Here is a 22,306-nt window from a genome sequence, read left to right on the forward strand (position 1 = left end):
TCGCATAATACAAAAAAAGCCGCGATAGCGGCTTTTATAACTAGGGCCTGTTGACCTTTCAGGATTAAAATTTGTTCAATCTAGGGGCTATTTAATCGCGGCGTGAGGTTTGTAACCTAGTGGGCTAAGTAAAAACCAAGCAACAAAGAGTAAATAGCCCCTAGGCAGAACCCTTTGGGCAGCGCATGTTTGGCATTTATTCCACGTCATCGCCCATTTATGGGGAATAACCACACTACATAGGCTCTGTCTTGCCTAAATACCAAACAGGCTGCTGCAAATTTAACCTCGAAAGATAAACAGGCCCTAAGTTCTGTTAGTCAATCATATTGGCAATTGGCTTAACTGAATCTACATCTTGATCGTAGTCAACACTATCTATACCAAAACCAAATAAGCGTAAAAACTCATTATGGTAACCAACATAATCTGTTAGCTCATCAATGCTGCTCGTATCTACTTTATCCCAAACAGCTTGCACGCGAGCTTGTACATCGTCTTCTAGCTCTTTGTAGTTTTGGAATAAATGTCCACCGTCGTCAAAGCGAGGAGATTCACCATACAAGTTTTCACTAAATAAAGCGTGAATTTGCTCAATAGTGCCTTCGTATGTGCCATCTGCTTTCATAACTTTAAATAAAGCAGAGATATATAACGGCATAATAGGAATAGCAGAACTTGCTTGCGTTACCACAGCATTAAGTGATGAAACATATGCCTCACCATTTAAATCTTTTGTTGATTCTTTAATAGCAGCGGTTGCACGGTCTAAATCTTCTTTAGCCTTACCAATAGTAGCGTGTCCGTATATTGGCCATGTTAGCTCTTTACCAATATAAGTGTACGCAGTCGTTTTAAAGTTATCGGCTAATACATCCGCTTCTTTTAATGCGTCAATCCACATTTCCCAATCTTCACCGCCCATTACTTTAATGGTGTTGTCGATATCGTCTTGGTTTGCAGCTTCAACAGTAATTTCATCAATTTCACGCTTTGATGTATTTAAGTTTTTAGTAGTAACGGCACTGCCAATTGGTTTAAGCGTAGATGAGTAAACTTCGCCCGTATTTGGGTCTGTACGACGAGGAGACGCTAAGCTGTAAATAATACAATCTACTTTGCCCAAATCTGCTTTAATAGTGTCGATTGCTTTTTGTTTAATTTCGTTAGAAAACGCATCGCCATTAATATTTTTAGACCAAAGGCCTGCTTCGTCTGCTGCATCTTGAAAAGCAGCGGTATTGTACCAACCAGCAGAGCCTGTTTTGCGTTCTGTACCTTCTTTTTCAAAGAAAATACCTAATGTTTTAGCACCACCACCAAACGCTGCTGTAATGCGCGAAGCCAAGCCGTAGCCTGTTGATGCGCCAATAACTAATACATTTTTTGGTGCATTTTTTAATGCGCCTTGTTGTTTTACATAGTTAATTTGTTCTTGAACATGCTCTGCACAACCAGCTGGATGTGCGTTTGTGCAGATAAATCCACGAATTTTAGGCTTAATGACCATTGATCATCCTATATCTTTTACAATAAAAATTAGCGCTAGTTTAAAGGCTAATACTAAAAACACTGATCTGATCAGTTAACCACAAGTGTAACAATCAAATCGCTATTAATTATTTAAGCTAATTTAGAGCCGCCCATACAATTAGGTGAATCAGGTGCCTCGCCGCCCTGCTCTGTATACTCATCGGGTGTATATGTATGAATTGCGAGTGCATGAATATGATTTGCTAATTCATCTTTTAGAATTTCATTAATTTCACGATGGCGCTGCAATAAACGTTTACCTGTAAAACCTTCGCTAACCACTATTACTTTAAAGTGTGATTCAGTGCCCGCACTGTGCATATGGCTTTCGTTAATTACGTTTAAATGTTTACACGCAATAGCGTTGCTTATTTTTTCTTGGATCTGTTGCTGCATTGACATAAAAGACCGTTTTAATTAGCTAATTTATACACTTACTATAACAATTTAACGCAGCGCTTGGCTAACTAAATTGCTTTTGTTTAATGTCCTTAATAAATCGGTAAGTTAAACTTATTCGAGGATGTGCAAGCGTTGTTTGTTTAGGTATTGCATGTTGATAATCTCGCTGGCTATGTCCATTCATTATTAAACAGCTGCCACTTTGTAATTTTAAGTCGGTTACTTTATTGCTCGCCTTGTGCTTTAACTTTAGAACCCGATCAGCTCCTAGCGAGACACACACAATTGTTGGTTTATCACCAAGCTCTATTTCATCATCACTGTGCCAGCCCATCGTATCATTACCATCTCGGTAATAATTAACGAGTAATGAGTTTAGAGGCTGATTTAAGTGCGCCTCTAAACGCCTTCTCATATTAAGTAACAATTCATCCCATGGCTCTACTATTTGCTTACTACTTGAATAGCCGTATTCAATATTTAAATCGCTCATGAAGCATTGTAGCCGTGGAATAGGCCCCGTTTTACCATAAACAGTTACATCGGGTTGCTGCCAACGTAGGTTTTTTTGCAAATAATAAAATAGATCGAGGCTTTTTTGTGCACTAAGTGCCCTACTTTGATAAGAAAAGCCATTTGGTAACTGTTGGGGGTTGGCGTTTTGCCGTTGCATGTTAGAATTTACCTACATTAGATTACTGATCAACGAACCATTATGACGACGCAAGCCCAGCTAGGCGATAAAACCTTTACTCTTGAACGCTTTCCTTTGGATCAAAAAAACCGCAGCTTACAAGCGTGGGATTCGGCAGATGAGTACCTTATCAATTATGTTAACGAACATCACCCTGATTGTCGCTCATTGCTTATTTTAAACGATAGCTTTGGTGCACTTGCTTGTTATTTTAATAAGTTAACGGTTTGTTCAGTTAACGATTCTTATATTAGCCACCAAGCTGCGGCTTATAACTTACAAGAAAACAAACTGCCTACAGCAGATTTCACACAATTAGATAGTTTGTCTGCATTACCGCAGGATGTTGATTTAGTACTTATTAAAATCCCTCGTAATGTAGGTTTTTTACAGTTTCAGTTAAGTGAGCTCAGTGAAGTCCTTGCACCTGGTACGCCAGTAATTGCTGCAGGTAAAACAAAAGAAATTCATAACTCAACAATAAAATCATTTGAGCAATTTATTGGTGAAACAAAAACTAGCCTAGCAGTTAAAAAATCCCGCCTTATATTAAGTACAGCTAAAGGCGGATATAAAGCAGCAGATTTCCCTGTAACGTGGGAGCTTGAAGGTACTGAGTTTAATATAACAAACCATGCAAATGTGTTTTCGCGTGATTCGTTAGATATTGGTGCACGCTTCTTTTTTAACTACTTACCAGAAACACCAAAAGCTAAAAGCATTATTGATTTAGGCTGTGGTAACGGAGTTGTTGGATTAATGACGCTTGCTCGTTGCCCTAATGCATCAGTTACTTTTGTTGATGAGTCTTACATGGCAGTAGAGTCGGCTCGGTTAAATGTAGAAATTAACCTAGGCGATAAGTTTGATAACTGCGAGTTCATCGAAAACGACTGTTTAACAGGCTTTGAAAGAGACAGTGTAGATATGGTGCTTTGTAACCCTCCATTTCACCAAGCTCAGGCCGTTACCGACCATATTGCTTGGCAAATGTTTAAACAAGCAAAAGATACTTTAAAAGAAGGCGGCGAGCTGCGTATTATTGGTAATCGTCATTTAGATTATCATGATAAATTAAACCGTATGTTTGGCAACTGTAAGTTGTTAGGTTCAAACAAAAAGTTTGTCGTTTTAAGTGCAACAAAAAATAGTGGAATGCTATAAATGAAATTAACAAACATTATAATTGGGTGTTGTGTATTACTGATACTTGGTGGCTGCGCGAATCAGCCTAGCCAAGTAATACTTAACCCTGTTTATAAAAATGGTCAAATTAGCACTATAAATAGTAGCTTAAGTACTAGTGTAATTGATTTACGTGGCGATACATCAACACTTAAACTTATTGAGTCAGACAAAACTAAAACCTTTGCAAGCCAAGGCATTACCAGCTCTATTAAAAGTGTGTTAGACAGCGCCCTTAGCCGCAATGGAGCCAGTATTTCTAACTTAGCAACTGTTCGCTTTGAAGTAGATATTCATGCATTGCAAGCTGTTGTAACCGAAAAGCTAGTGAGCCATACCAGCGAAGCCCACATAGAACTTGGCGTGCGTGTTATTCGCGCCTCAAGTAACTTTAGTAAAGTGTATAGAGGCAGTGCTGATTTAGAAGGCCCATTTAGTCATGAGCGAGCAAAAATAGAAGGTCAGCTCAATAAGTTGACTGAGCAAGTTATTACCCGCATTGTATCTGACCCTGAATTAATAGAATTTTTAGAAGGTTAACTATGAAACGACTTTTTTTAATCTGCTTAGGCCTATTCTTTAGTGTAAGTAGCTTAGCAGCCCAAGAAGGCCGCTTTGTGCAAAAGGACAACATTTTTCCACGCGTAGAAATTGTAACGTCAATGGGTAGCATCGTGGTTGAGCTGGATCGCTCTAAAGCGCCCATCACAGTCAATAATTTTTTAACTTACGTGTCAGACAAAAGTTATCAAGGCAGCGTTTTTCACCGTATTGAGCGCGATGTAGAAAATGATCGCGACTTTGTTATTCAAGGTGGCGGTTACGATAAAGACTATGATGGCCTACATGAAAATGACCCTATTTTTAATGAAAGCGGTAACGGTTTAAAAAACGATATGTATAGCATTGCTATGGCCTATCAAGATAGACAACCGCACTCAGGAACTCGCCAATTCTTTTTTAATATGGATAATAACGATCACTTAAATCCAGGGAAAGATTGGGGCTTTGCAGTATTTGGTAGCGTAATGGATGGTTACGACACGCTTGATAAAATTATGACTGTTGAAACCGGTTTTAATGAAAAAATTGGCTACGATTTCGTACCTAAAAAACCTGTTGTCATCTTAAATATTAAAGTGCTTGAACAAGTCCCACTATAATTTTTTAAGAGCAGCTTAGCTGCTCTGCATCAAAGCCAATGAAGGCCCTATGAGCAAATCTCTCTCTATTAGCGAATATTTTTCTTACTTTAAAGACAAACGCTTAATCCACATTTTCATATTTGGTATGAGTAGCGGTTTTCCGTGGGTTTTAATTGGCTCTGTTATGTCTGCTTGGCTAAAAGATGAAGGGCTAAGTCGCAGTATGATAGGCCTATTTGGCATTGTATTTGGCGCTTACAGCATAAACTTTTTGTGGTCGCCACTCATTGACCGTACAAAACTTCCTATTTTATATAAATGGCTAGGCCAACGTCGCAGTTGGATACTATTTTGCCAAAGTTTTATTTTTATTGGCACCTTGCTATTAGCAGGGCTTGATTTAAAAGCTAATTTGGCAATTGTTGCTGCGATTTGTTTATTAATCGCCATTGCTTCAGCTACTCAAGACATTGCTATTGATGCCTTTAGAATAGACACCCTAAGCGAAAGCGAATCACACAAAGCAACCGCTGCAGCCGCAATGGCAACTTCGGGTTGGTGGACAGGTTATGCACTTTTAGGCGCCATTCCATTTTACATGGCCGATATACCCTCGCTCGACTGGCCACAAATTTATTACTTTTTAGCTGCCGTAATGCTGCTGTTAATGAGTGGAGCACTGTTTGCAAAAGAGCCCGAAACTAACCGCGAAGCAGTACATGCTGAACTTGAGCGTGTGTACCTTGAAAAACTGTCCTCTACAAAACAAACTCCTTTAACAAAAACTGTTGCGTGGCTTGCGGTAACCGTTATTGATCCCTTTAGAGCTTTTTTTACTAAAAATGGCGTTAAAACAGCACTAGCATTACTTGCGTTTATTTTCTTATTTAAAATAGGCGAAGCGTTTTTAGGGCGCATGTCGATTGTGTTTTATAAAGAAATTGGTTTTAGCAATAGCGACATAGCAACATTCTCAAAGGTAGGTACGGCGGTGCTTACAATCATATTTACCTTTGTTGGTAGTTTATTTAATCAAAAATATGGCATTGTTAGAGGTTTATTTATAAGTGGCATTGCAATGGCTGCTTCAAACTTAGCCTTCTCGTGGATCGCTTTAGTTGGCCCTGATTTAAGGCTATATGCCTTTGCTATTGTTATTGATGGGTTTACGCAAGCATGGTCGTTAGTGGCTATGGTCGCCTTTATATCGATGTTATGCGATAGAGCATTTAGTGCAACGCACTATGCATTACTGGCATCATTAGGAAATTTAGGACGAACATTACTTTCGAGCTACAGTGGTGTCGTCATTGATGATTGGTTAATGGGGAATTGGTCGCTGTTTTTTGTTTTAACAGCCTTAATGGTTTTACCTTCACTGATATTTTTATATCTGATTAGGCATAAGCTGTATGAGCTTGAGAGAAATTACCACAAAAATATTTAATGCATCCCTGCATTAACATATTGCTTAGCACTATAAGTGCCCCTTAAGTGTACTAAGCAATTTTTGAGTTAATCTACTTTTAGCAAGCTAAGTGCTTCATGTGGATCAACTTCAAGAGCTGTACAATAGCGAACAAACTCAATTACATCTAAACGGCGTTCTTGATTTTCAATCTTGCCGATAAACGAATGAGGCGTTCCAAGCACTTGTGCTAGGCTTCGCATTGTATGACCCTTTTCGTGGCGCTTAGTTTTAAGCCACTTTGTTAGCTTTGCATTTTCTTCAGAAGAAACTGTTTTGCCCATCATTTTACATCTCCTACTAGATGATTTGACGTACCTATTAAAGCAGTAGTCTCTATCAATAGCTGTAGGCAAGTAAGTAGTCATACTTACATTCAATAGCAAGCTATTGCTTAACAAAGCATGTGTTGCTACTCACTCCACCAATATAGCTAAAAGCACTACGCTAATAATATGGTAAAGATTTATTTTTATTGAGAATGAAATTTTGCCCGTCTCATTCTTGGATACATTATATACTATTAACACTTTGGTTAAATAATTAATTACATGCTCGGTACAAAATCAACCTGAACGAACATTTATAAACACTGAATATTTGACCTAAGTTATCAGAAAATATTAAAAAAATAATATTACCTTCATAAAACAGCTTAAAAATATTTATAACATATTTGTTCCTTTTTAATGTTACACGTTTATTATTAAGCAATAATTTGCACTAAAAAGGCCAAGTAATGTTCAGACTTCTTTTTTTATTACCTATCGTGTTGTGTTTAGGTTGGTACTTTTTTTTGCGCCACAACGGCGTACCAATTAAACAAGGTAAAAAAGGCTTTATGTATATTTTAGCGTTTTCAGCCTTTGTGCTCGGCTTTTTTGTATTGATAATGCAAATTACCGAATACGCACCAACTGATTTGTAGGCATTAAAAAAGCCGCAAAAGCGGCTTTATTCTATTTAGCGTTTAGCTGTTAAACGCTAAAGCTTGCACCACAACCACAAGTTGTTGTTGCATTTGGATTAGATACAAAAAAGCGTGCGCCTTCTAATCCTTCAGTGTAATCAACCTCACCATCAACCAAATATTGAATGCTCATTGGATCAATAACGAGTGTTACACCATTTTTTACAATTTCTAAATCGCCAGGATTCGCTTTTTCATCAAAAGTAAAACCATATTGAAAACCAGAACAACCACCGCCTGTTACATAAACACGCAGTTTTAAGTCTGGGTTTTCTTCTTCGTCGATTAACTGTTTAACACGAACAGCAGCTGCATCGCTGAACTTAATTGGTAATTCTTCAGACATTTTAAAACCCTCAATATCGCAATGGCGTGATTATCTAATACCCGAGTGTTTTAATCAAGTATAGTAAAACAACTCTTTCCTCTAAGTTATATCTATAAATTAGTAAAAAAGTGGCCAAACATTAACTAGCTAAAATAATACTTAAGCAAACTAAAAGCGACCTTTATACGCTAGGAACTCATTAAATATTTTAGTTATAGGCAATAGGTCTTAATCTTCACTGCAAATTGTTAATATAAGTTACGAAAATTTCAAAATCACAAGGACTTAGCTAAACTCTTTTGCTAAAATGCTGCTGAAAAATACAGCGAGGAATTATGCATGTGGCTTGAGCAACTCAGGCGTCGGCTGGCAAAACCTAAAACATCTGTACAATTATGCTTATTAGGCGTAGTTGCCGGATTAATTGCTGCATTTTTTATTATTTTATTTCGCTTAACCATTCTGTTTTTCCAAAGCTTATTTTTAGAAACACCTGACGACTTTACTACCCTACCAACACTTGAACGTGTACTAATGCCCTTAGTTGCTGCATTACTAATAGCCACGTTTGCTGCCTTTACTGGGTTTAAACATTACCGCTTGGGTATCCCCTTCGTTATACACAGAATTAAACGTCACTACGGGCAAATGCCTTTATACAATACGGTTAATCAATTTGTTGGTGGCGCACTTGCTCTCATTAGCGGTTTTTCAGTTGGCAGAGAAGGGCCTTCCGTGCATATGGGCGCAACTGGGGCGAGTATTTTGGCAGATAAGCTGCATTTACCGCATAATGCCATGCGCACTCTAAGTGGTTGTGGAGTAGCGGCAGGTATAGCCGCGTCGTTTAATACTCCACTTGCAGCCGTTATTTTTGTAATGGAAGTGGTACTACGTGAATATAAAGTACATATATTTGTACCTATCATGCTTGCCGCTGTCACTGGCGCACTGGCCACACAGTTTGTTTTTGGTGAAGGCTCAGAGCTTGCGCTCATTACCATAGCGCCATTGAGTGGTTGGCATTACCCTTATTTAATATTATGCGGCATGGCGCTGGGTGCAATTGCATTTAGCTTTAATCAAAACTTAATGCTAATTATTAAAACATTTAAACCTTTAAGTATGTTCCCTCGTTTATTAATTGCAGGGTGCATTGCCAGCTTAATAGCTTACGCAGTGCCTCATGCTATGGGCTCTGGTATGAGCGCAATAACTATCGCGGTTGAATCTCCTGATGACGTAAAGCTACTCACAACTATTTTAATCGCTAAACTACTTGCTACATTGTTTGCTATCGGTTTGGGTATTCCGGGCGGTTTAATTGGTCCGGTAATTGGACTTGGCGTATTAATTGGTACATTAATGGCTTTTTTTGCTCAGTTTATTAGTCCTGGCACTGATATAGCGGGTACTTATGGAGTTTTAGGTATGGCCGGATTAATGGCCGCCACATTGCATGCACCACTAGCTGCTTTAACAACGGTCATGGAGCTTACATCGTCACCTGAAATAATTGTTCCAGCTATGCTTGTGATCACCACGGCCTATGTAACAGCATTACAGTTTTTTGGAAATCGCTCCATATTTTTGCAGCAACTAGATTTTCAGGGATTACCGTACCATGTATCTCCCGCTACCGAAGCATTACAAAAAGTGGGGATAATGGATGATATGGATGAAGACTTTAAATTGCTTTATTCTGACGACAAAGTGCAAATAAAAAGCACATTAGATGCCATGGATAGCCAAACTCCGTTAATTGTTTTTGACGAAGAAAATGGCTATCGTCTCGCTGAATACGATTTAACGCTAATGTCTAATGAAACAATAAATATAAATTATATTAGCTTGCAGGGCATCAGTAGTCAGGCCACCCTAGCCGATGCTTTCGATATCCTAAAAGATAAAAGAAGTGGCGCGCTTTACGTTTATAACCTTTTAGATAATCAACAAATTATGGGGCTATTACGCTGGGATCAAATTCATCATATTTTAACCATTCGTAACAGCTTACTTTAAACAATAAGGACTATTATGAGCGCATTATTGATTTATAAAACACTCCACATATTTTTTATGATTGCGTGGTTTGCCGGTATTTTTTACTTGCCTCGATTATTTGTATATCACGCTATGAGCGAGGAAAGATCATGCAACTCTATGTTAAAAGTTATGGAGCGCAGACTATTTTATTTCGTTACCCCATTTGCTGTATTAACCGCTGTATTTGGTGTATTGACCATTGTTGAATATGGTCGTGATTGGTTTAGATACAGTATGTGGTTGCACTATAAGCTAGTGCTGGTGATCATATTATATATATACCACGGCTACTGTTTTAAGTTATTAAATGACTTTAAACATGACCGCAACACTAAGACAGACCGCTTTTACCGTATTTTTAATGAGCTCCCAGTTATTGCGTTGCTCATCATAGTGGCACTTGCGGTAATAAAACCTAATTTATAAGCTTTGCGGCGCATGTTAAACTTCGCTGCAATTTACAATACTTGCTTTAACACGCGCGATTGCGTGCTCCATTTATGGATTATCGCGCCCATTTGATTGATTAGGAATAACCCCATGTTAAGTTTCCAAGGTGAGCATATACTGTCTGTAAATCAGCTAGACAGAGACTGCATTGAACGTATTTTTGCAGTAGCAAAAAAAATGGAGCCTTATGCTAAAAAGCAAAAGCAAACTACGGTGCTAGAAGGCGCTATTTTAGCTAATTTGTTTTTTGAACCAAGCACTCGTACACGAGTTAGCTTTGGCACCGCCTTTAACTTACTTGGCGGTGGTGTACGTGAAACTACAGGTATGCAAAGTTCAGCCCTTGCTAAGGGTGAGTCTCTTTACGATACCGCCCGCGTTATTTCAGCTTATGCTGACGCTGTTGCTATGCGCCATCCTGATGCAGGCTCAGTAAGTGAATTTGCTGACGGCTGTACTGTGCCGGTTATTAATGGCGGCGACGGCCCAAATGAGCACCCTACTCAAGCATTACTTGACTTATTAACCATTGAGCGCGAATTACATCGTTTTGGTCAAAATATTGATGGTATGCATATAGCGCTTGTGGGCGATTTAAAGTATGGCCGCACAGTGCATTCTTTATCTAAACTATTGTGCCATTATAAAAATGTAAAGTTTTCGATGGTCGCGCCTGACGGCTTACAAATGCCAACAAGCATTTTAGATGCAGTAGAAAATGCTGGCCATAAAATTGAGCTAGTAAATAAGATGGAAGGCAATTTAGCAGCCGATATTGTTTACCAAACACGTATTCAAGAAGAGCGTTTTCCATCGCAAGAAGAAGCAAATAAATACCGTGGCGGCTTTAGGATTAGCCAATCTATTTACAGCGCTCACTGTAAGCCTAACTCTGTATTAATGCATCCTCTTCCACGTGACAGTCGCTTAGAAGCCAACGAGCTTGATAACGACTTAAACAGTAACGACAATTTAGCAATATTTCGCCAGGTACAAAACGGCGTATTAATTCGTATGGCACTGTTTGCTTTAACACTCGGCGTAGAAAACAAAGTCGATAAGTATGAAGTAGACGTACCTTGGTTTAGCCGCAAACGCGACAGCTAACCCCCTTTTAAGTGACAATTTATAGGATTTTTCATGACAATTAGCCAAGACTTATTTGAACGCGCCCAAGCTTCTATTCCTGGTGGCGTAAACTCACCAGTTCGTGCTTTTAATGGTGTAGGCGGTACGCCACTATTCATTACAAAAGCAGAAGGCGCGTTTACATTTGATGCCGACGGTAATCGTTACATTGATTATGTTGGCTCTTGGGGGCCTATGATCATGGGCCATAATCACCCTGCAATTAAACAAGCTGTACACGAAGCTGTAGAAAATGGCCTTAGCTATGGCGCACCAACTGAAGCCGAAATATTAATGGCTGAAAAAGTAAAAGAGCTAGTTCCATCAATCGAAAAAGTACGCATGGTTAGCTCAGGCACTGAAGCGACAATGAGTGCAATTCGTTTAGCACGTGGCTTTACCGGTCGCGATAAAATATTAAAATTTGAAGGTTGTTACCACGGTCACGCTGACTCGTTATTAGTTAAGGCAGGCTCTGGTGCACTAACAATGGGTGTACCTAATTCTCCAGGTATTCCTGAAGACTTTGCTAAGCATACACTTACAGTTTCGTTTAATAACCTAGATGAAGTAAAAGCTATTTTTGCAAAATACGCAGACGAAATTGCCTGTATTATTGTAGAGCCAGTAGCCGGTAACATGAACTGTATTCCACCAGTGCCTGGCTTTTTAGAAGGTTTGCGTGATGTGTGTGACGAATATAAATCAGTACTTATTTTTGATGAAGTAATGACAGGCTTTCGTGTTGCACTTGGCGGTGCACAAGCTTATTACAACATTAAACCAGATCTTACGTGTTTAGGTAAAGTAATTGGCGGCGGCATGCCAGTTGGCGCGTTTGGTGGTAAAACTGAAATAATGGATTACATTGCGCCTGTAGGACCAGTTTACCAAGCTGGTACTCTTTCTGGTAACCCTATTGCAATGGCTGCAGGTTTAAAATCACTTGAGCTATTAAGTGAGCCTGGCCTTCACGATAAGTTAGAAGCTATTTCAAAAGCAATTTGTGAAGGCTTTGAAGCTGGTGCTAAAAAAGCCGGTGTTGCGCTAACAACTAACTATGCGGGCGGCATGTATGGATTCTTTTTTACTGATGCTGAAAAAGTAACGACATACAAGCAAGCAACTGAGTGTGACCTAGAGCGCTTCAAACGTTTTTTCCACCTTATGCTTGAAGAAGGCGTGTACCTTGCTCCATCAGCATTTGAGGCTGGTTTTGTATGTGCTGCGCATACTGAACAAGAAGTAAAAGACACAATAGCGGCAGCAGAACGCTCGTTTGCTAAACTTTAAGTTAAAATTACTTTTTATATTTTATAAGCGCTTGTTTTTACAGTATGTAATTAAGACTAAAGATTGAAAAAAGCCCGAAAGGGCTTTTTTTATTTGTAAAGTACTATAAATGAATGATAATTAAGCATAACAAGGTCTATTCACCTTTACTCTATTACAAAAAATACAAGAGAGCCTTATGTCAGGATTACGCCAATTTTCTTTTCCCGCTATCCAGCTAATGGCAAATTTAAAATACAAAACTAAAATCAGCTTAATGTTTGGAATTTTACTCGTTCCTCTAGCACTTAGTTTGTTTTTTTTAGTCTCGTTATTAAGTGAAAGTATCGTTGTTTCAAAAATGCAGCAGCAAGGCTTAAAAGGCTACAGAGCTATACTTTCAAATCAAATGCAGGGAGATACGAATCAAAATATAAAAATAGCTCGCTCACTCGGCTTTGACATAAAAGACACACAAGCCAATGAAGTACTCGAACTTGTTTCTATTCAGTCAAACCTAGCATTAGATAGCCAGTTAGCCAGTGCTTATGTAAACCGCTCTTTAGTCACGCCGATTCCTGCACTTATAATGCAAATAAACTCAACAGCGCAAAGCGCAAACACTGTTTTGGCAAGTAATCGTTTTACGCCCGATACCTTTATAGCGCTTTCAAATTTTAGTAAATCACTTCCTTTGTACGAAAAACAACTAGATAAAATACTCAATGTAGCCACCAATGCAGATAAATCAGTAAATAAAGCGCTCATGCCTTCGTTAACTAATTTACACAGTGCTGTTGGTGCATTTAAAAAAGCAATAGATGAAAAACTACTTGAGCCTGACGATATTTTATTAACTCAAGCAGAATTTAATAAGCTAACAAACAATGTTCACAGCAGTATTAATCAACTTGTTAGTAAGAGCATTCCAACGCTTGAGAGCCTTATTGAAGCAAAACTGCAAACTCAACAGTGGACTCGAAATCTTGTTTTAGCCGCTTCATTGATTAGTTTGTTATTTGCATTTTATTTAATGATTGGTTTTTATTTTGCGGTTGTTGATACCATTAATCGCTTTGCTGATGCGGCGAATAGAGCCGCGAATGGCGACTTAAATGCAACGATTAATTCAAGCACCAATGATGAAATGGGTATTATTGCATCGCGCTACAACGCATTACTTAATGCATTTTCACACTTATTATTTGATGTTAAAGCAAGTACAGAAGAGCTATGCGGCGCAACTAAATCGCTATCGCATGCGAGTAGCCAAACAAGCAATGATGTTTCAAAACAGCAAACTCGAGTAAATGCCATTTATAATGCACTAAGCGAAATGGCTCAAAACGCACTTGCAGTTGAAGAGTCTGCGCATCAAGCAACGCTTACCGCGCAAGATGCTGCTGCACATGTAAAACAAGGTTCAGACAATACAATGGAGCTTGCTAAATATATGCAAGACCTCCAAATTGAATTTGCAGAGAGCCAACAAGCACTCGATAAACTAGCACAAGATAGCCAAGAAATTAGTAAAGTAAGTAAAGGGATCAGTGAAATAGCCGATCAAACAAACTTGCTTGCACTTAATGCCGCTATTGAAGCCGCGCGAGCCGGCGAGCATGGCCGTGGATTTGCCGTTGTAGCTGATGAGGTAAGAACACTTGCTCAGCGTACACAAACACAAACCCAAGAAATACATCAAATTATTAGCTCTTTACAACAAGCATCTGACGACACCCAGCAAAAAATGCGCTCAAGTGTTGAAAAAATGGAGCAATCAGTAAAAGCAGCCAATCAAACCAATGAAGTATTGCAAAGTGCAGAGCAAAGTATGGGCGATATTAAACATCAAGGTGAAGTAATTGCAGAGCGTGTTAAACAGCAATCAAATGCAACAACACAAGCATTAAATGATTCGCAAGAAGTGAGTAATTTAGCAGATCAAACGCTAACATCGGCTCAATCAACGCTACAAGATGCACAGCAATTAAGTCGCTTATCTAATGATTTAACCAAATCAATGCAGTTTTTTAAATCTTAATACCAATTCGCTTAATTAAGTGATCTATTTTGAGGGAAGAAAATCGTGTCGATAACAAGGCAAAAATTTCGTTATTTAGTTGTTCTATATCAGAAATTTTTAACGTAGTTAACGTCAGATTTAACCCCTCAAATTGATTAAGTATTATTACGGATTGGTATAATTACGTTAACTACAACTTACAACAAAGCCGCTAAATAAGCGGCTTTGTTGTTTAAAGTAATCTTAAACTAACGTATGCATTGCGGCCTAGGCTCGAACTCACTCGCTCTAAGCGGTAGCTGAATCACCTTGCCACATCCTGGTGGTGCCTGCTTACCCGTTTGCTCATTTACAAATGCCCAGCGTATTGATGGTGGACGCGTATCAGCTATTGCTTGTGGGTTAAGCGGCTTTAAGTAACGAATATATGCTTCTAATGCGCCTACGCTACCTGTTAAACCAGTGCTTTTGTTGTCATCTCGACCAAGCCACGCAACAGTCACTGTATTTTGATCAAAGCCTGCAAACCAACTATCACGTAAATCGTTGCTGGTCCCTGTTTTACCAGCGAGCTGGATTGACGGAAAGTGTAAATTTAAGCGTTTAGCAGTGCCATCTTTCGTTACGCGTTTCATCGCGTATTTGGTCATATACATTGCAGATTTATCAAAACGAGGCTCTGCATTTACTTTATGCTTATAAAGTACTTTACCAACAGAGTCAGTTAATGCCGAAATTGCAGTGAGCTTTTTATATTCGCCATCTGCAGCAATTGTTGTATAAAGCTGAGCCACTTCAAAACTCGACATTTCAACAGCCCCTAAAAGCAGCGATGGGTATTCGTCTATCGCCCCTGTTGCGCCTAAACCTTTCAATGTATTTACTACTTTATCAACACCTACATCGAGGCCTAAATTAACCGCTGGGATATTTATACTGTTACTAAATGCTTTATAAAGTGGAATTGCACCACGGTATTGGTGGTCAAAATTTTCTGGTTGCCACACTTTACCTTGCTCATTTGTGACCTGTACTGGCGAGTCATCAAGCAAAGTAGCTAAATTATAATGTGGCAATTGCAGTGCGGTTAAATACACGGCAGGTTTTACAAGCGAGCCTATATTACGTTTTGTGTCTAAAACACGGTTAAATCCTGAATATCGAACATCGCGACCAGCAATAAGTGCAGAAACACCGCCTTTTTCTACATTAACAGAGATCATGGCTGCTTCTAGTTTTTCAGTTCTAGGGCGATTTTCCAAGTACGGTAAACTCTTTTCAATCGACTCTTCCATTGCTGTTTGCTTTTGCAAGTCAAAATAAGTAAATACTCTTACGCCTGCATCAAGTGTTTGCTGATCAGGTAATAATTCATTTAACTCTCTGTTTACTAGCTCTAAATAGCCTGGGTATGATTTTTGTAAACTGGCTTTCATTGGCGCAATATCAATTGGGCGATTAAGCGATGCACGGTACTCTTTTGTGCTAAGTAACTTATTTTCGACCATTAGACGCAGCACTAAGTCCCTGCGCTCCATTGTGCGCTCTTTATAACGACGTGGGTTGTAATAAGATGGGCCTTTAACCATTGCCACCAGCAGAGCAATTTGATCGTACTCAAGCTCGTCTACAGGCTTTGAAAAGTAAAAGTCAGAGGCAAGCCCCATACCATGGATACCTTGGTTGTATGACTGCCCTAGGTATACCTCATTTAAGTAAGCTTCTAATATCTGATCTTTTGAATAGCGATAATCTAAAATAAGGGCAATAAAGGCCTCATTTATTTTTCGTACTAAAGAACGCTCACGCGTGAGGTAAATATTTTTAGCTAATTGCTGAGTAAGCGTACTGCCACCTTGAACGGTGCGTCCCGCTTTAATATTTGAATAAAGCGCACGTAAAATAGAAAACACCGACACACCATGGTGATCATAAAAATCACGGTCTTCAACTACCAGTAGCGTATCTTTAAGCATGGCTGGGAACTTATCTAGCGGTACAAATTCTCTATCTTGTTTAGAGTCGTTGCCAATTCGCGCTATTTGCACAGGTTCTAGGCGAGCAGAGTTTAAACGTCTGCCGAACTTATCTTTAATAGTCGCAACTTTTTGCCCTGCAAAACGAAGTTCAATAATATGTGATTCTTCAAGGCCATCATAAAATTCAAAATCACGGCGATAAATCTTGATGCTATCTGCTGTTTTAACAAACTGCCCTGTTCTGCTTAATCTATTAACAGATGAATAATGTAGACGCTCTAACTCAAACACAACTTCTTGGCTTGATAAAAATTGCCCCGGATAGAACTCCATAGAACGAGCATACACTTGCGCTGGAAGTTGCCATTTATTACCTTCAAATATACGTGTAGTTTTTGAATCTAAATAAATGAAATACATTGCCATTGCAATAAAAAAAGCCAAGCTGAATTTCCAAAACACTGACCATGTTTTTCTCATAAAAGAGCGTTTAACAGTGGGATTCACTGTTTTTTTACTGCCCTTTGATGTGCTTTTTTTTGTCGTGCTTGACGATTTACTAGCACGTTTAGCTGCAGGTTTGCTGGTAGGTGTTTTTTTATTGTCGGCCATTTAAGTGTAATTTATTCCAAGGGTTATTCACGAGTGTGAGCTTAGCATATTGGGCATATCCTAACATCCGAAAAGTTAACCCCCCCTGAAACAAAAAAAGCCCTACCGAAGTAGGGCTTTGTGTAAACACACTATTATTTAAATAAACTATTAGCTATTTCGAACAGAAACAAACTCTGGGTAGGCTTCAATACCACAATCGTGTTGATCCATACCGTTTAGTTCTTCCTCTTCAGTTACTCGTATACCCATTGTTTTGTTAAGCACAGTCCAAACAATAAATGATGCTACAAATACAAAGGCAAGAATACACACTAAACCAATTAACTGATTAACAAAGCTTGCATCACCATTGGTTAGCGGTACTAACATAATACCTAATGCACCACACACACCGTGTACAGAGATAGCACCTACTGGATCGTCAATCTTAACTTTATCAAGTGCTATAATGCTAAACACAACTAATGAGCCACCAAGTAAACCTAGTAAACATGCCATTAATGGAGAAGGTGAAAGTGGGTCAGCAGTAATTACAACTAAACCTGCTAATGCACCGTTTAATACCATGGTTAAATCTGATTTGCCCCAAAGTATCTTACATACAAACAGTGCAGCAATAGCACCCATTGCAGCAGCTGCATTAGTATTAAGTAATATTTGACCTACCGCAGTTGCGTTTTCTTTATCCGAAAGTAGTAATTGAGAACCACCGTTAAAGCCAAACCAACCCATCCATAAAATAAATGTACCTAGTGTAGCAAGTGGTAAGTTTGAACCTGGAATTGGGTATATTTCACCGTTTTTACCATATTTTCCTTTACGAGCACCTAGGATTAGTACACCCGCTAGTGCAGCAGCTGCACCTGCGCCATGTACAATTGCAGAACCTGCAAAATCTACAAAGCCCATTTCAGATAAGAAACCACCACCCCATGTCCAGTAACCTTCAATAGGGTAAATAAAACCAGTTAGTACTACAGCAAAGCCAAGGAAAGCCCATAGCTTCATGCGCTCAGCAACTGCACCCGATACAATCGACATAGCCGTTGCAACAAATACTACTTGGAAGAAAAAATCAGATTCTAAAGAATGGTCAGCATCAGCAGCTTGTGTGCCAATTAAAGCGCCTATTGAAGGAATAAAACCACCTTCGGCATTGTCTACATACATAATGTTGTAGCCAACTAATAAAAACATCGTACATGCAATTGAATACAGCGCGACATTTTTAGTTAAAATTTCAGCTGTGTTTTTAGAGCGAACTAAGCCCGCTTCTAACATGGCAAAACCTGCTGCCATCCACATTACTAATATACCTGATATTAAAAAATAGAAGGTATCGAGTGAAAACTTTAGTTCTATTATTGTATTTTCCATGAGACCCCCTTAAATTGCTTCTTCGTCAAGTTCGCCAGTACGGATACGAACAATTTGATCTAAGTCGTACACGAAAATTTTCCCGTCACCGATTTTACCTGTTGATGCAATTTTAGTAATTGCTTCAACAACGCGTTGACAATTTTCAGTACGAGTTGCAATTTCAAGTTTGATCTTAGGAATAAAATCTACTTGGTATTCTGCACCACGATATAACTCAGTATGACCTCGTTGACGTCCAAAACCTTTAACATCAACTACTGTCATCCCCTCAATTCCTAAATCAGCGAGTGCTTCACGCACGTCGTCTAATTTAAATGGTTTTATGATTGCACTAATCATTTTCATAGCGGCCCCCTCGGACTCTTTATTGTTATCCTGTTGGGTTAAACAACCCAACCTTTGTGCCACTATTTTTATATTTTTTAAAACAATAAGTTAGTGAAAAACAGAAACTAAATAACAAAAAAAACGCACCAATTAGGTGCGTTAATTTAACAAGTTATCTACATTGGTGCGTGCAATATATTAATTGCATGCTTAGCTTTATATAACAGAGCTATACCACGCAGTTTCTTCCTTGGTTTTTAGCTTCGTATAATGCTTTGTCAGCAACACGCATTGCCTGCGTCAAGCTAGTGTCTTGAAAGTCTGCCAAGCCTATACTTGTAGTAATTTTAATTGATTTATCGCTGATAGAAAAATCGTAACTAGCCAGCTTTTTTCTAAATGCTTCAAAGTATTCACGACCACGTTCAAGCTCTATCTCAGGTAATATTATGGCAAACTCTTCTCCACCAACCCGTGCAACTGTAAACTTTGAAAACGTAGTACGGATTAATGAACCAACCTGCTTTAAAGCCTGATCGCCACCCTCATGGCCTAATGTATCGTTAATATTTTTGAAAAAATCGATATCTAACAATGCGAGAGTATTTTTCTGGTTTTTACTTTTAAGGAGCTTTTCTGCATATTGATAAAAATAGCGTCGATTATGAAGCCCTGTTAAATGATCCCTATGCGCGCTTTCTTTAATATCTGAAATTAACGATAGTTGCTCCATTGTTTGAAGTACTCGACAATGAAACTCCTCATTCATAAATGGCTTTGTTAAAAAGTCATTGGCGCCATATTTAATAAATCGCGCTGATAGGCCATGTTTCCCCGCGCCCGACAAGCCAATAATTGCTAAGTCGTCTCGGCCTCTAAAGTTACGTACCGCTTTAACAAGTTCAAAGCCATCCATAGAAGGCATAGCGTAGTCGGTCATAAGTAGCTTTATATCAGGATTAGCTTTTAATATTTCGAGTGCTTGTTGTCCATCGTGGGCATCTGTCACATCAAACAATTGCTTTTCAAGCATTTGCTTCATTAACGAGCGGCTCAGTAATGAATCATCTGCTACTAATGCTTTACAACCTTGGTTTCTTAGCAATTGCGCAACGAGTTTAACGGCGTAATGGTAAGAGTCGCGATTATCTTTAATAACATAATCAACGACACCTAATTCAAGCATTTGTTGGCGCTTGTACTCATCTATTTTTGAGGTTAAAACAACCGTAGGAATCTTTTTAGATAAAGTATATTTTGCGACTTCACCGTGAGGAGCATCTGGCAAGGTTAAATCAACTAACGCAAGCGTGTAGTCGTATTTTTCTACGTAAGTGGCACATTCAGCTAAAGACCAAGCAAAATCGATTGCCACATCAAGGTATTGTGCAGTTAAGTGGCGAAGTACCTGCTGCACTACTTTACTGTCTTCAACCACTAATACTCTTTGCATAAAGCTTCTCTTTACCTTTAATTAGTTTTACCACAAAACGACAAATACCACGCAATTACTGCAATAGCATTAGTCATAAACATCCGGTGTAGAGTGCACTTATGTGCTTGAAAGCGTAATCCGTTAGATTTTTTGGTGATAGCCTGTATAAAAAATCAATACAAGTAGGCCGCAATATACCTGAATTTTGCAATTAACTAAATAAAGAAAGTAAATCCAAAATAACTATAAAAGCGATTAATACGCGCCTTTCAATGTATTAATACCTTACTTAACCAGTATTATCGGCCACTAGTCTCAATACTTTTGTTATTTAACTCATTTTTATCTTTAATGATGTATCAACAATAATAAGGACACCTAATGAAGCTTAGTCGTATTATCAGTTTACCGATAACCGTTATTGCATTAATAATTAGTACAAGCACGCTTGCCGATAACCAACGTCGTATTGATGTAGACAGCAAAGTAGTTACCCAACATAAGGCTAAAATTAATGGCCAGCGTTTTAGTTATACCGTAGCTACAGGCACACAACCTGTATGGGATGATAAAGGCGACGCGGTTGCTACACTACAATACACCTACTACACACGTGACAAAGTTGACGACAGGACAGTTCGCCCATTACTTATTTCTTTTAATGGCGGGCCAGGTTCGGCTTCGGTATGGATGCACCTTGCTTATACTGGCCCTCGCGTATTAAAAATTGATGACGAAGGCTATCCAATTCAACCTTATGGCGTAAAAGACAACCCATATTCTGTACTTGATATTGCCGATATTGTTTACGTAAACCCGGTAAATACTGGCTATTCTCGCGTACTTGAAAACGAAAAAGGCGAACTGCCTTCCAAAGCAAAACAAAAAGAGTTATTTTTTGGTGTTAATGCCGATATTAAATACCTTGCTGAGTGGTTAAATACTTTTGTAAATAGAGCACAGCGCTGGCGCTCGCCTAAATTTTTAATTGGTGAAAGCTACGGTACAACACGTGTATCTGGACTCGCTCATGAGCTTCAAAACAGTCAGTGGATGTACATAAACGGTGTTGTTCTCGTATCACCTACTGACATTGGTATTAAGCGCGATGGTCCGATTAAAGCAGCTAACCGCCTACCTTACTTTGCAGCGACTGCTTGGTATCACAAAGCACTTAACGCCGATTTACAAGCTAAAGATCTTGATGAGTTATTACCTGAAGTTGAAGAGTTTACTGTAAATGAGTTAATCCCTGCGCTTGCTAAAGGTGGCTTTATTAATGCTGATGAAAAGCGACGCATAATTACAAAAATGGCGCACTACGCAGGCTTATCAGAAAAGTTTGTTGAGCAAAATAACTTAGATATTCCAACTCAGTTTTTCTGGAAAGAGCTACTACGTGAACGTGGTCAAACTGTGGGTCGCTTAGATTCTCGTTATTTAGGAATGGATAAAAGAGACGCGGGTGAATCCCCAGACTACTGGGCTGAACTTACCTCTTGGTTACACTCTTTCACTCCTGCAATTAATCACTACTTGCGTGAAGAGCTAAACTATAAAACGGATGTAAAATATAATTTATTTGGTAATGTTCACCCATGGGATAGAACCGGTAATAATACAGGCGAAAACCTACGTTTAGCAATGGCACAAAACCCTTACTTAAACGTGATGATCCAATCAGGATACTTTGATGGCGCAACCAATTACTTTGACGCTAAATATACGTTATGGCAATTAGACCCAAGCGGTAAAATGAAAGACCGTTTGAGCTTTAAAGGCTACAGAAGCGGACACATGATGTACCTTCGCCACGCTGATTTAGAAAGCTCTAATAACGATTTACGTGACTTTATACAGCACGCTTTACCCAAAAAAGGGCAAGCGGCTAAATACTAATATACCTAAAACAAAAAATGGCTCTTT

At 38.9% G+C, this 22,306-nt stretch carries 20 protein-coding genes; 11 read left to right on the forward strand and 9 right to left on the reverse strand.

Annotated features, from left to right (window positions below; translation table 11 throughout):
* Window positions 1-316: 316 nt before the first annotated feature.
* The 3 genes from fabV to H5116_RS01955 form a co-directional block, all read right to left on the reverse strand.
* Window positions 317-1,510 carry an enoyl-ACP reductase FabV gene (gene fabV, locus H5116_RS01945; RefSeq protein WP_024596563.1) on the reverse strand — a complete coding sequence of 398 codons (1,194 nt, stop codon included), beginning with the start codon at window positions 1,508-1,510 and terminating at the stop codon, window positions 317-319.
* A 113-nt stretch (window positions 1,511-1,623) separates the two neighbouring features.
* Window positions 1,624-1,935: a BolA family transcriptional regulator gene (locus tag H5116_RS01950; RefSeq protein ID WP_024596564.1), complete on the reverse strand. Its 312-nt coding sequence runs from the start codon at window positions 1,933-1,935 to the stop codon at window positions 1,624-1,626.
* Between the two features lie 61 nt (window positions 1,936-1,996).
* Entirely contained in the window at window positions 1,997-2,608 is a 612-nt protein-coding gene (locus H5116_RS01955; protein WP_024596565.1) for an alpha-ketoglutarate-dependent dioxygenase AlkB, read from the reverse strand.
* Window positions 2,609-2,650: 42 nt separating this feature from the next.
* Between H5116_RS01955 and H5116_RS01960 the strand changes: the two genes are divergently transcribed.
* The 4 genes from H5116_RS01960 to H5116_RS01975 are packed head-to-tail and all read left to right on the forward strand — an operon-like array spanning window position 2,651 to window position 6,406.
* On the forward strand, window positions 2,651-3,793 hold the full coding sequence (locus tag H5116_RS01960; protein ID WP_024604970.1) for a methyltransferase: 1,143 nt from the start codon (window positions 2,651-2,653) through the stop codon (window positions 3,791-3,793).
* Window positions 3,794-4,354, forward strand: a complete 561-nt coding sequence (locus H5116_RS01965) for a YajG family lipoprotein (RefSeq protein ID WP_154903662.1) — start codon at window positions 3,794-3,796, stop codon at window positions 4,352-4,354.
* A gap of 2 nt (window positions 4,355-4,356) precedes the next feature.
* The gene (locus H5116_RS01970) at window positions 4,357-4,977 is read left to right on the forward strand and encodes a peptidylprolyl isomerase (protein WP_002958906.1); all 621 of its coding nucleotides are present in this window, start codon (window positions 4,357-4,359) and stop codon (window positions 4,975-4,977) included.
* 49 nt (window positions 4,978-5,026) lie between these two features.
* The gene (locus tag H5116_RS01975) at window positions 5,027-6,406 is read left to right on the forward strand and encodes an AmpG family muropeptide MFS transporter (RefSeq protein WP_182715432.1); all 1,380 of its coding nucleotides are present in this window, start codon (window positions 5,027-5,029) and stop codon (window positions 6,404-6,406) included.
* A 68-nt stretch (window positions 6,407-6,474) separates the two neighbouring features.
* Here H5116_RS01975 and H5116_RS01980 read toward each other — a convergent pair whose 3' ends face one another.
* Window positions 6,475-6,714: a helix-turn-helix domain-containing protein gene (locus H5116_RS01980; protein WP_002958908.1), complete on the reverse strand. Its 240-nt coding sequence runs from the start codon at window positions 6,712-6,714 to the stop codon at window positions 6,475-6,477.
* A gap of 452 nt (window positions 6,715-7,166) precedes the next feature.
* On the opposite strand from H5116_RS01980, the gene H5116_RS01985 reads away from it, so the two are divergent.
* Window positions 7,167-7,355 carry a hypothetical protein gene (locus H5116_RS01985; RefSeq protein WP_024596569.1) on the forward strand — a complete coding sequence of 63 codons (189 nt, stop codon included), beginning with the start codon at window positions 7,167-7,169 and terminating at the stop codon, window positions 7,353-7,355.
* Window positions 7,356-7,404: 49 nt separating this feature from the next.
* Here the strand turns inward: H5116_RS01985 and erpA are convergent, their stop codons facing one another.
* On the reverse strand, window positions 7,405-7,743 hold the full coding sequence (gene erpA / locus H5116_RS01990) for an iron-sulfur cluster insertion protein ErpA (RefSeq protein ID WP_002958911.1): 339 nt from the start codon (window positions 7,741-7,743) through the stop codon (window positions 7,405-7,407).
* Window positions 7,744-8,064: 321 nt separating this feature from the next.
* On the opposite strand from erpA, the gene H5116_RS01995 reads away from it, so the two are divergent.
* From H5116_RS01995 to H5116_RS02015, 5 genes are all read left to right on the forward strand, one after another.
* Complete coding sequence (locus H5116_RS01995) at window positions 8,065-9,747, forward strand: chloride channel protein (RefSeq protein WP_002958912.1); 1,683 nt, start codon at window positions 8,065-8,067, stop codon at window positions 9,745-9,747.
* 15 nt (window positions 9,748-9,762) lie between these two features.
* Window positions 9,763-10,197, forward strand: a complete 435-nt coding sequence (locus H5116_RS02000; RefSeq protein WP_182715433.1) for a CopD family protein — start codon at window positions 9,763-9,765, stop codon at window positions 10,195-10,197.
* Window positions 10,198-10,311: 114 nt separating this feature from the next.
* A complete protein-coding gene (locus tag H5116_RS02005) occupies window positions 10,312-11,328 on the forward strand; it encodes an aspartate carbamoyltransferase (RefSeq protein ID WP_002958914.1) in 1,017 nt (338 codons plus the stop codon).
* A gap of 33 nt (window positions 11,329-11,361) precedes the next feature.
* Window positions 11,362-12,642: a glutamate-1-semialdehyde 2,1-aminomutase gene (gene hemL, locus H5116_RS02010; RefSeq protein WP_024596268.1), complete on the forward strand. Its 1,281-nt coding sequence runs from the start codon at window positions 11,362-11,364 to the stop codon at window positions 12,640-12,642.
* A gap of 178 nt (window positions 12,643-12,820) precedes the next feature.
* Window positions 12,821-14,662 carry a methyl-accepting chemotaxis protein gene (locus tag H5116_RS02015; RefSeq protein WP_182715434.1) on the forward strand — a complete coding sequence of 614 codons (1,842 nt, stop codon included), beginning with the start codon at window positions 12,821-12,823 and terminating at the stop codon, window positions 14,660-14,662.
* Window positions 14,663-14,892: 230 nt separating this feature from the next.
* Here H5116_RS02015 and mrcB read toward each other — a convergent pair whose 3' ends face one another.
* The 4 genes from mrcB to H5116_RS02035 all read right to left on the reverse strand — a co-directional run bounded on the left by mrcB (window position 14,893) and on the right by H5116_RS02035 (window position 20,398).
* The gene (gene mrcB / locus H5116_RS02020) at window positions 14,893-17,235 is read right to left on the reverse strand and encodes a penicillin-binding protein 1B (RefSeq protein WP_182715435.1); all 2,343 of its coding nucleotides are present in this window, start codon (window positions 17,233-17,235) and stop codon (window positions 14,893-14,895) included.
* A gap of 150 nt (window positions 17,236-17,385) precedes the next feature.
* Entirely contained in the window at window positions 17,386-18,615 is a 1,230-nt protein-coding gene (locus H5116_RS02025) for an ammonium transporter (RefSeq protein WP_024596272.1), read from the reverse strand.
* A gap of 9 nt (window positions 18,616-18,624) precedes the next feature.
* On the reverse strand, window positions 18,625-18,963 hold the full coding sequence (locus H5116_RS02030; protein ID WP_004587162.1) for a P-II family nitrogen regulator: 339 nt from the start codon (window positions 18,961-18,963) through the stop codon (window positions 18,625-18,627).
* A gap of 211 nt (window positions 18,964-19,174) precedes the next feature.
* A complete protein-coding gene (locus H5116_RS02035; RefSeq protein WP_002958922.1) occupies window positions 19,175-20,398 on the reverse strand; it encodes a diguanylate cyclase domain-containing protein in 1,224 nt (407 codons plus the stop codon).
* Between the two features lie 363 nt (window positions 20,399-20,761).
* Here H5116_RS02035 and H5116_RS02040 point away from each other — a divergent pair, with 363 nt between their 5' ends.
* Complete coding sequence (locus H5116_RS02040) at window positions 20,762-22,279, forward strand: S10 family peptidase (RefSeq protein WP_182715436.1); 1,518 nt, start codon at window positions 20,762-20,764, stop codon at window positions 22,277-22,279.
* Window positions 22,280-22,306 lie beyond the last annotated feature (27 nt).

The organism is Pseudoalteromonas sp. SG45-2 (assembly GCF_014164115.1).
Classification (GTDB): domain Bacteria; phylum Pseudomonadota; class Gammaproteobacteria; order Enterobacterales; family Alteromonadaceae; genus Pseudoalteromonas; species Pseudoalteromonas distincta.

Excerpts from the sequence above, each read along its gene's own strand:
- fabV (WP_024596563.1), bottom strand. The coding sequence starts at position 1,510 with ATGGTCATTAAGCCTAAAATTCGTGGATTTATCTGCACAAACGCACAT.
- H5116_RS01950 (WP_024596564.1), bottom strand. The coding sequence starts at position 1,935 with ATGTCAATGCAGCAACAGATCCAAGAAAAAATAAGCAACGCTATTGCG.
- H5116_RS01955 (WP_024596565.1), bottom strand. The coding sequence starts at position 2,608 with ATGCAACGGCAAAACGCCAACCCCCAACAGTTACCAAATGGCTTTTCT.
- H5116_RS01960 (WP_024604970.1), top strand. The coding sequence starts at position 2,651 with ATGACGACGCAAGCCCAGCTAGGCGATAAAACCTTTACTCTTGAACGC.
- H5116_RS01965 (WP_154903662.1), top strand. The coding sequence starts at position 3,794 with ATGAAATTAACAAACATTATAATTGGGTGTTGTGTATTACTGATACTT.
- H5116_RS01970 (WP_002958906.1), top strand. The coding sequence starts at position 4,357 with ATGAAACGACTTTTTTTAATCTGCTTAGGCCTATTCTTTAGTGTAAGT.
- H5116_RS01975 (WP_182715432.1), top strand. The coding sequence starts at position 5,027 with ATGAGCAAATCTCTCTCTATTAGCGAATATTTTTCTTACTTTAAAGAC.
- H5116_RS01980 (WP_002958908.1), bottom strand. The coding sequence starts at position 6,714 with ATGATGGGCAAAACAGTTTCTTCTGAAGAAAATGCAAAGCTAACAAAG.
- H5116_RS01985 (WP_024596569.1), top strand. The coding sequence starts at position 7,167 with ATGTTCAGACTTCTTTTTTTATTACCTATCGTGTTGTGTTTAGGTTGG.
- erpA (WP_002958911.1), bottom strand. The coding sequence starts at position 7,743 with ATGTCTGAAGAATTACCAATTAAGTTCAGCGATGCAGCTGCTGTTCGT.
- H5116_RS01995 (WP_002958912.1), top strand. The coding sequence starts at position 8,065 with ATGTGGCTTGAGCAACTCAGGCGTCGGCTGGCAAAACCTAAAACATCT.
- H5116_RS02000 (WP_182715433.1), top strand. The coding sequence starts at position 9,763 with ATGAGCGCATTATTGATTTATAAAACACTCCACATATTTTTTATGATT.
- H5116_RS02005 (WP_002958914.1), top strand. The coding sequence starts at position 10,312 with ATGTTAAGTTTCCAAGGTGAGCATATACTGTCTGTAAATCAGCTAGAC.
- hemL (WP_024596268.1), top strand. The coding sequence starts at position 11,362 with ATGACAATTAGCCAAGACTTATTTGAACGCGCCCAAGCTTCTATTCCT.
- H5116_RS02015 (WP_182715434.1), top strand. The coding sequence starts at position 12,821 with ATGTCAGGATTACGCCAATTTTCTTTTCCCGCTATCCAGCTAATGGCA.
- mrcB (WP_182715435.1), bottom strand. The coding sequence starts at position 17,235 with ATGGCCGACAATAAAAAAACACCTACCAGCAAACCTGCAGCTAAACGT.
- H5116_RS02025 (WP_024596272.1), bottom strand. The coding sequence starts at position 18,615 with ATGGAAAATACAATAATAGAACTAAAGTTTTCACTCGATACCTTCTAT.
- H5116_RS02030 (WP_004587162.1), bottom strand. The coding sequence starts at position 18,963 with ATGAAAATGATTAGTGCAATCATAAAACCATTTAAATTAGACGACGTG.
- H5116_RS02035 (WP_002958922.1), bottom strand. The coding sequence starts at position 20,398 with ATGCAAAGAGTATTAGTGGTTGAAGACAGTAAAGTAGTGCAGCAGGTA.
- H5116_RS02040 (WP_182715436.1), top strand. The coding sequence starts at position 20,762 with ATGAAGCTTAGTCGTATTATCAGTTTACCGATAACCGTTATTGCATTA.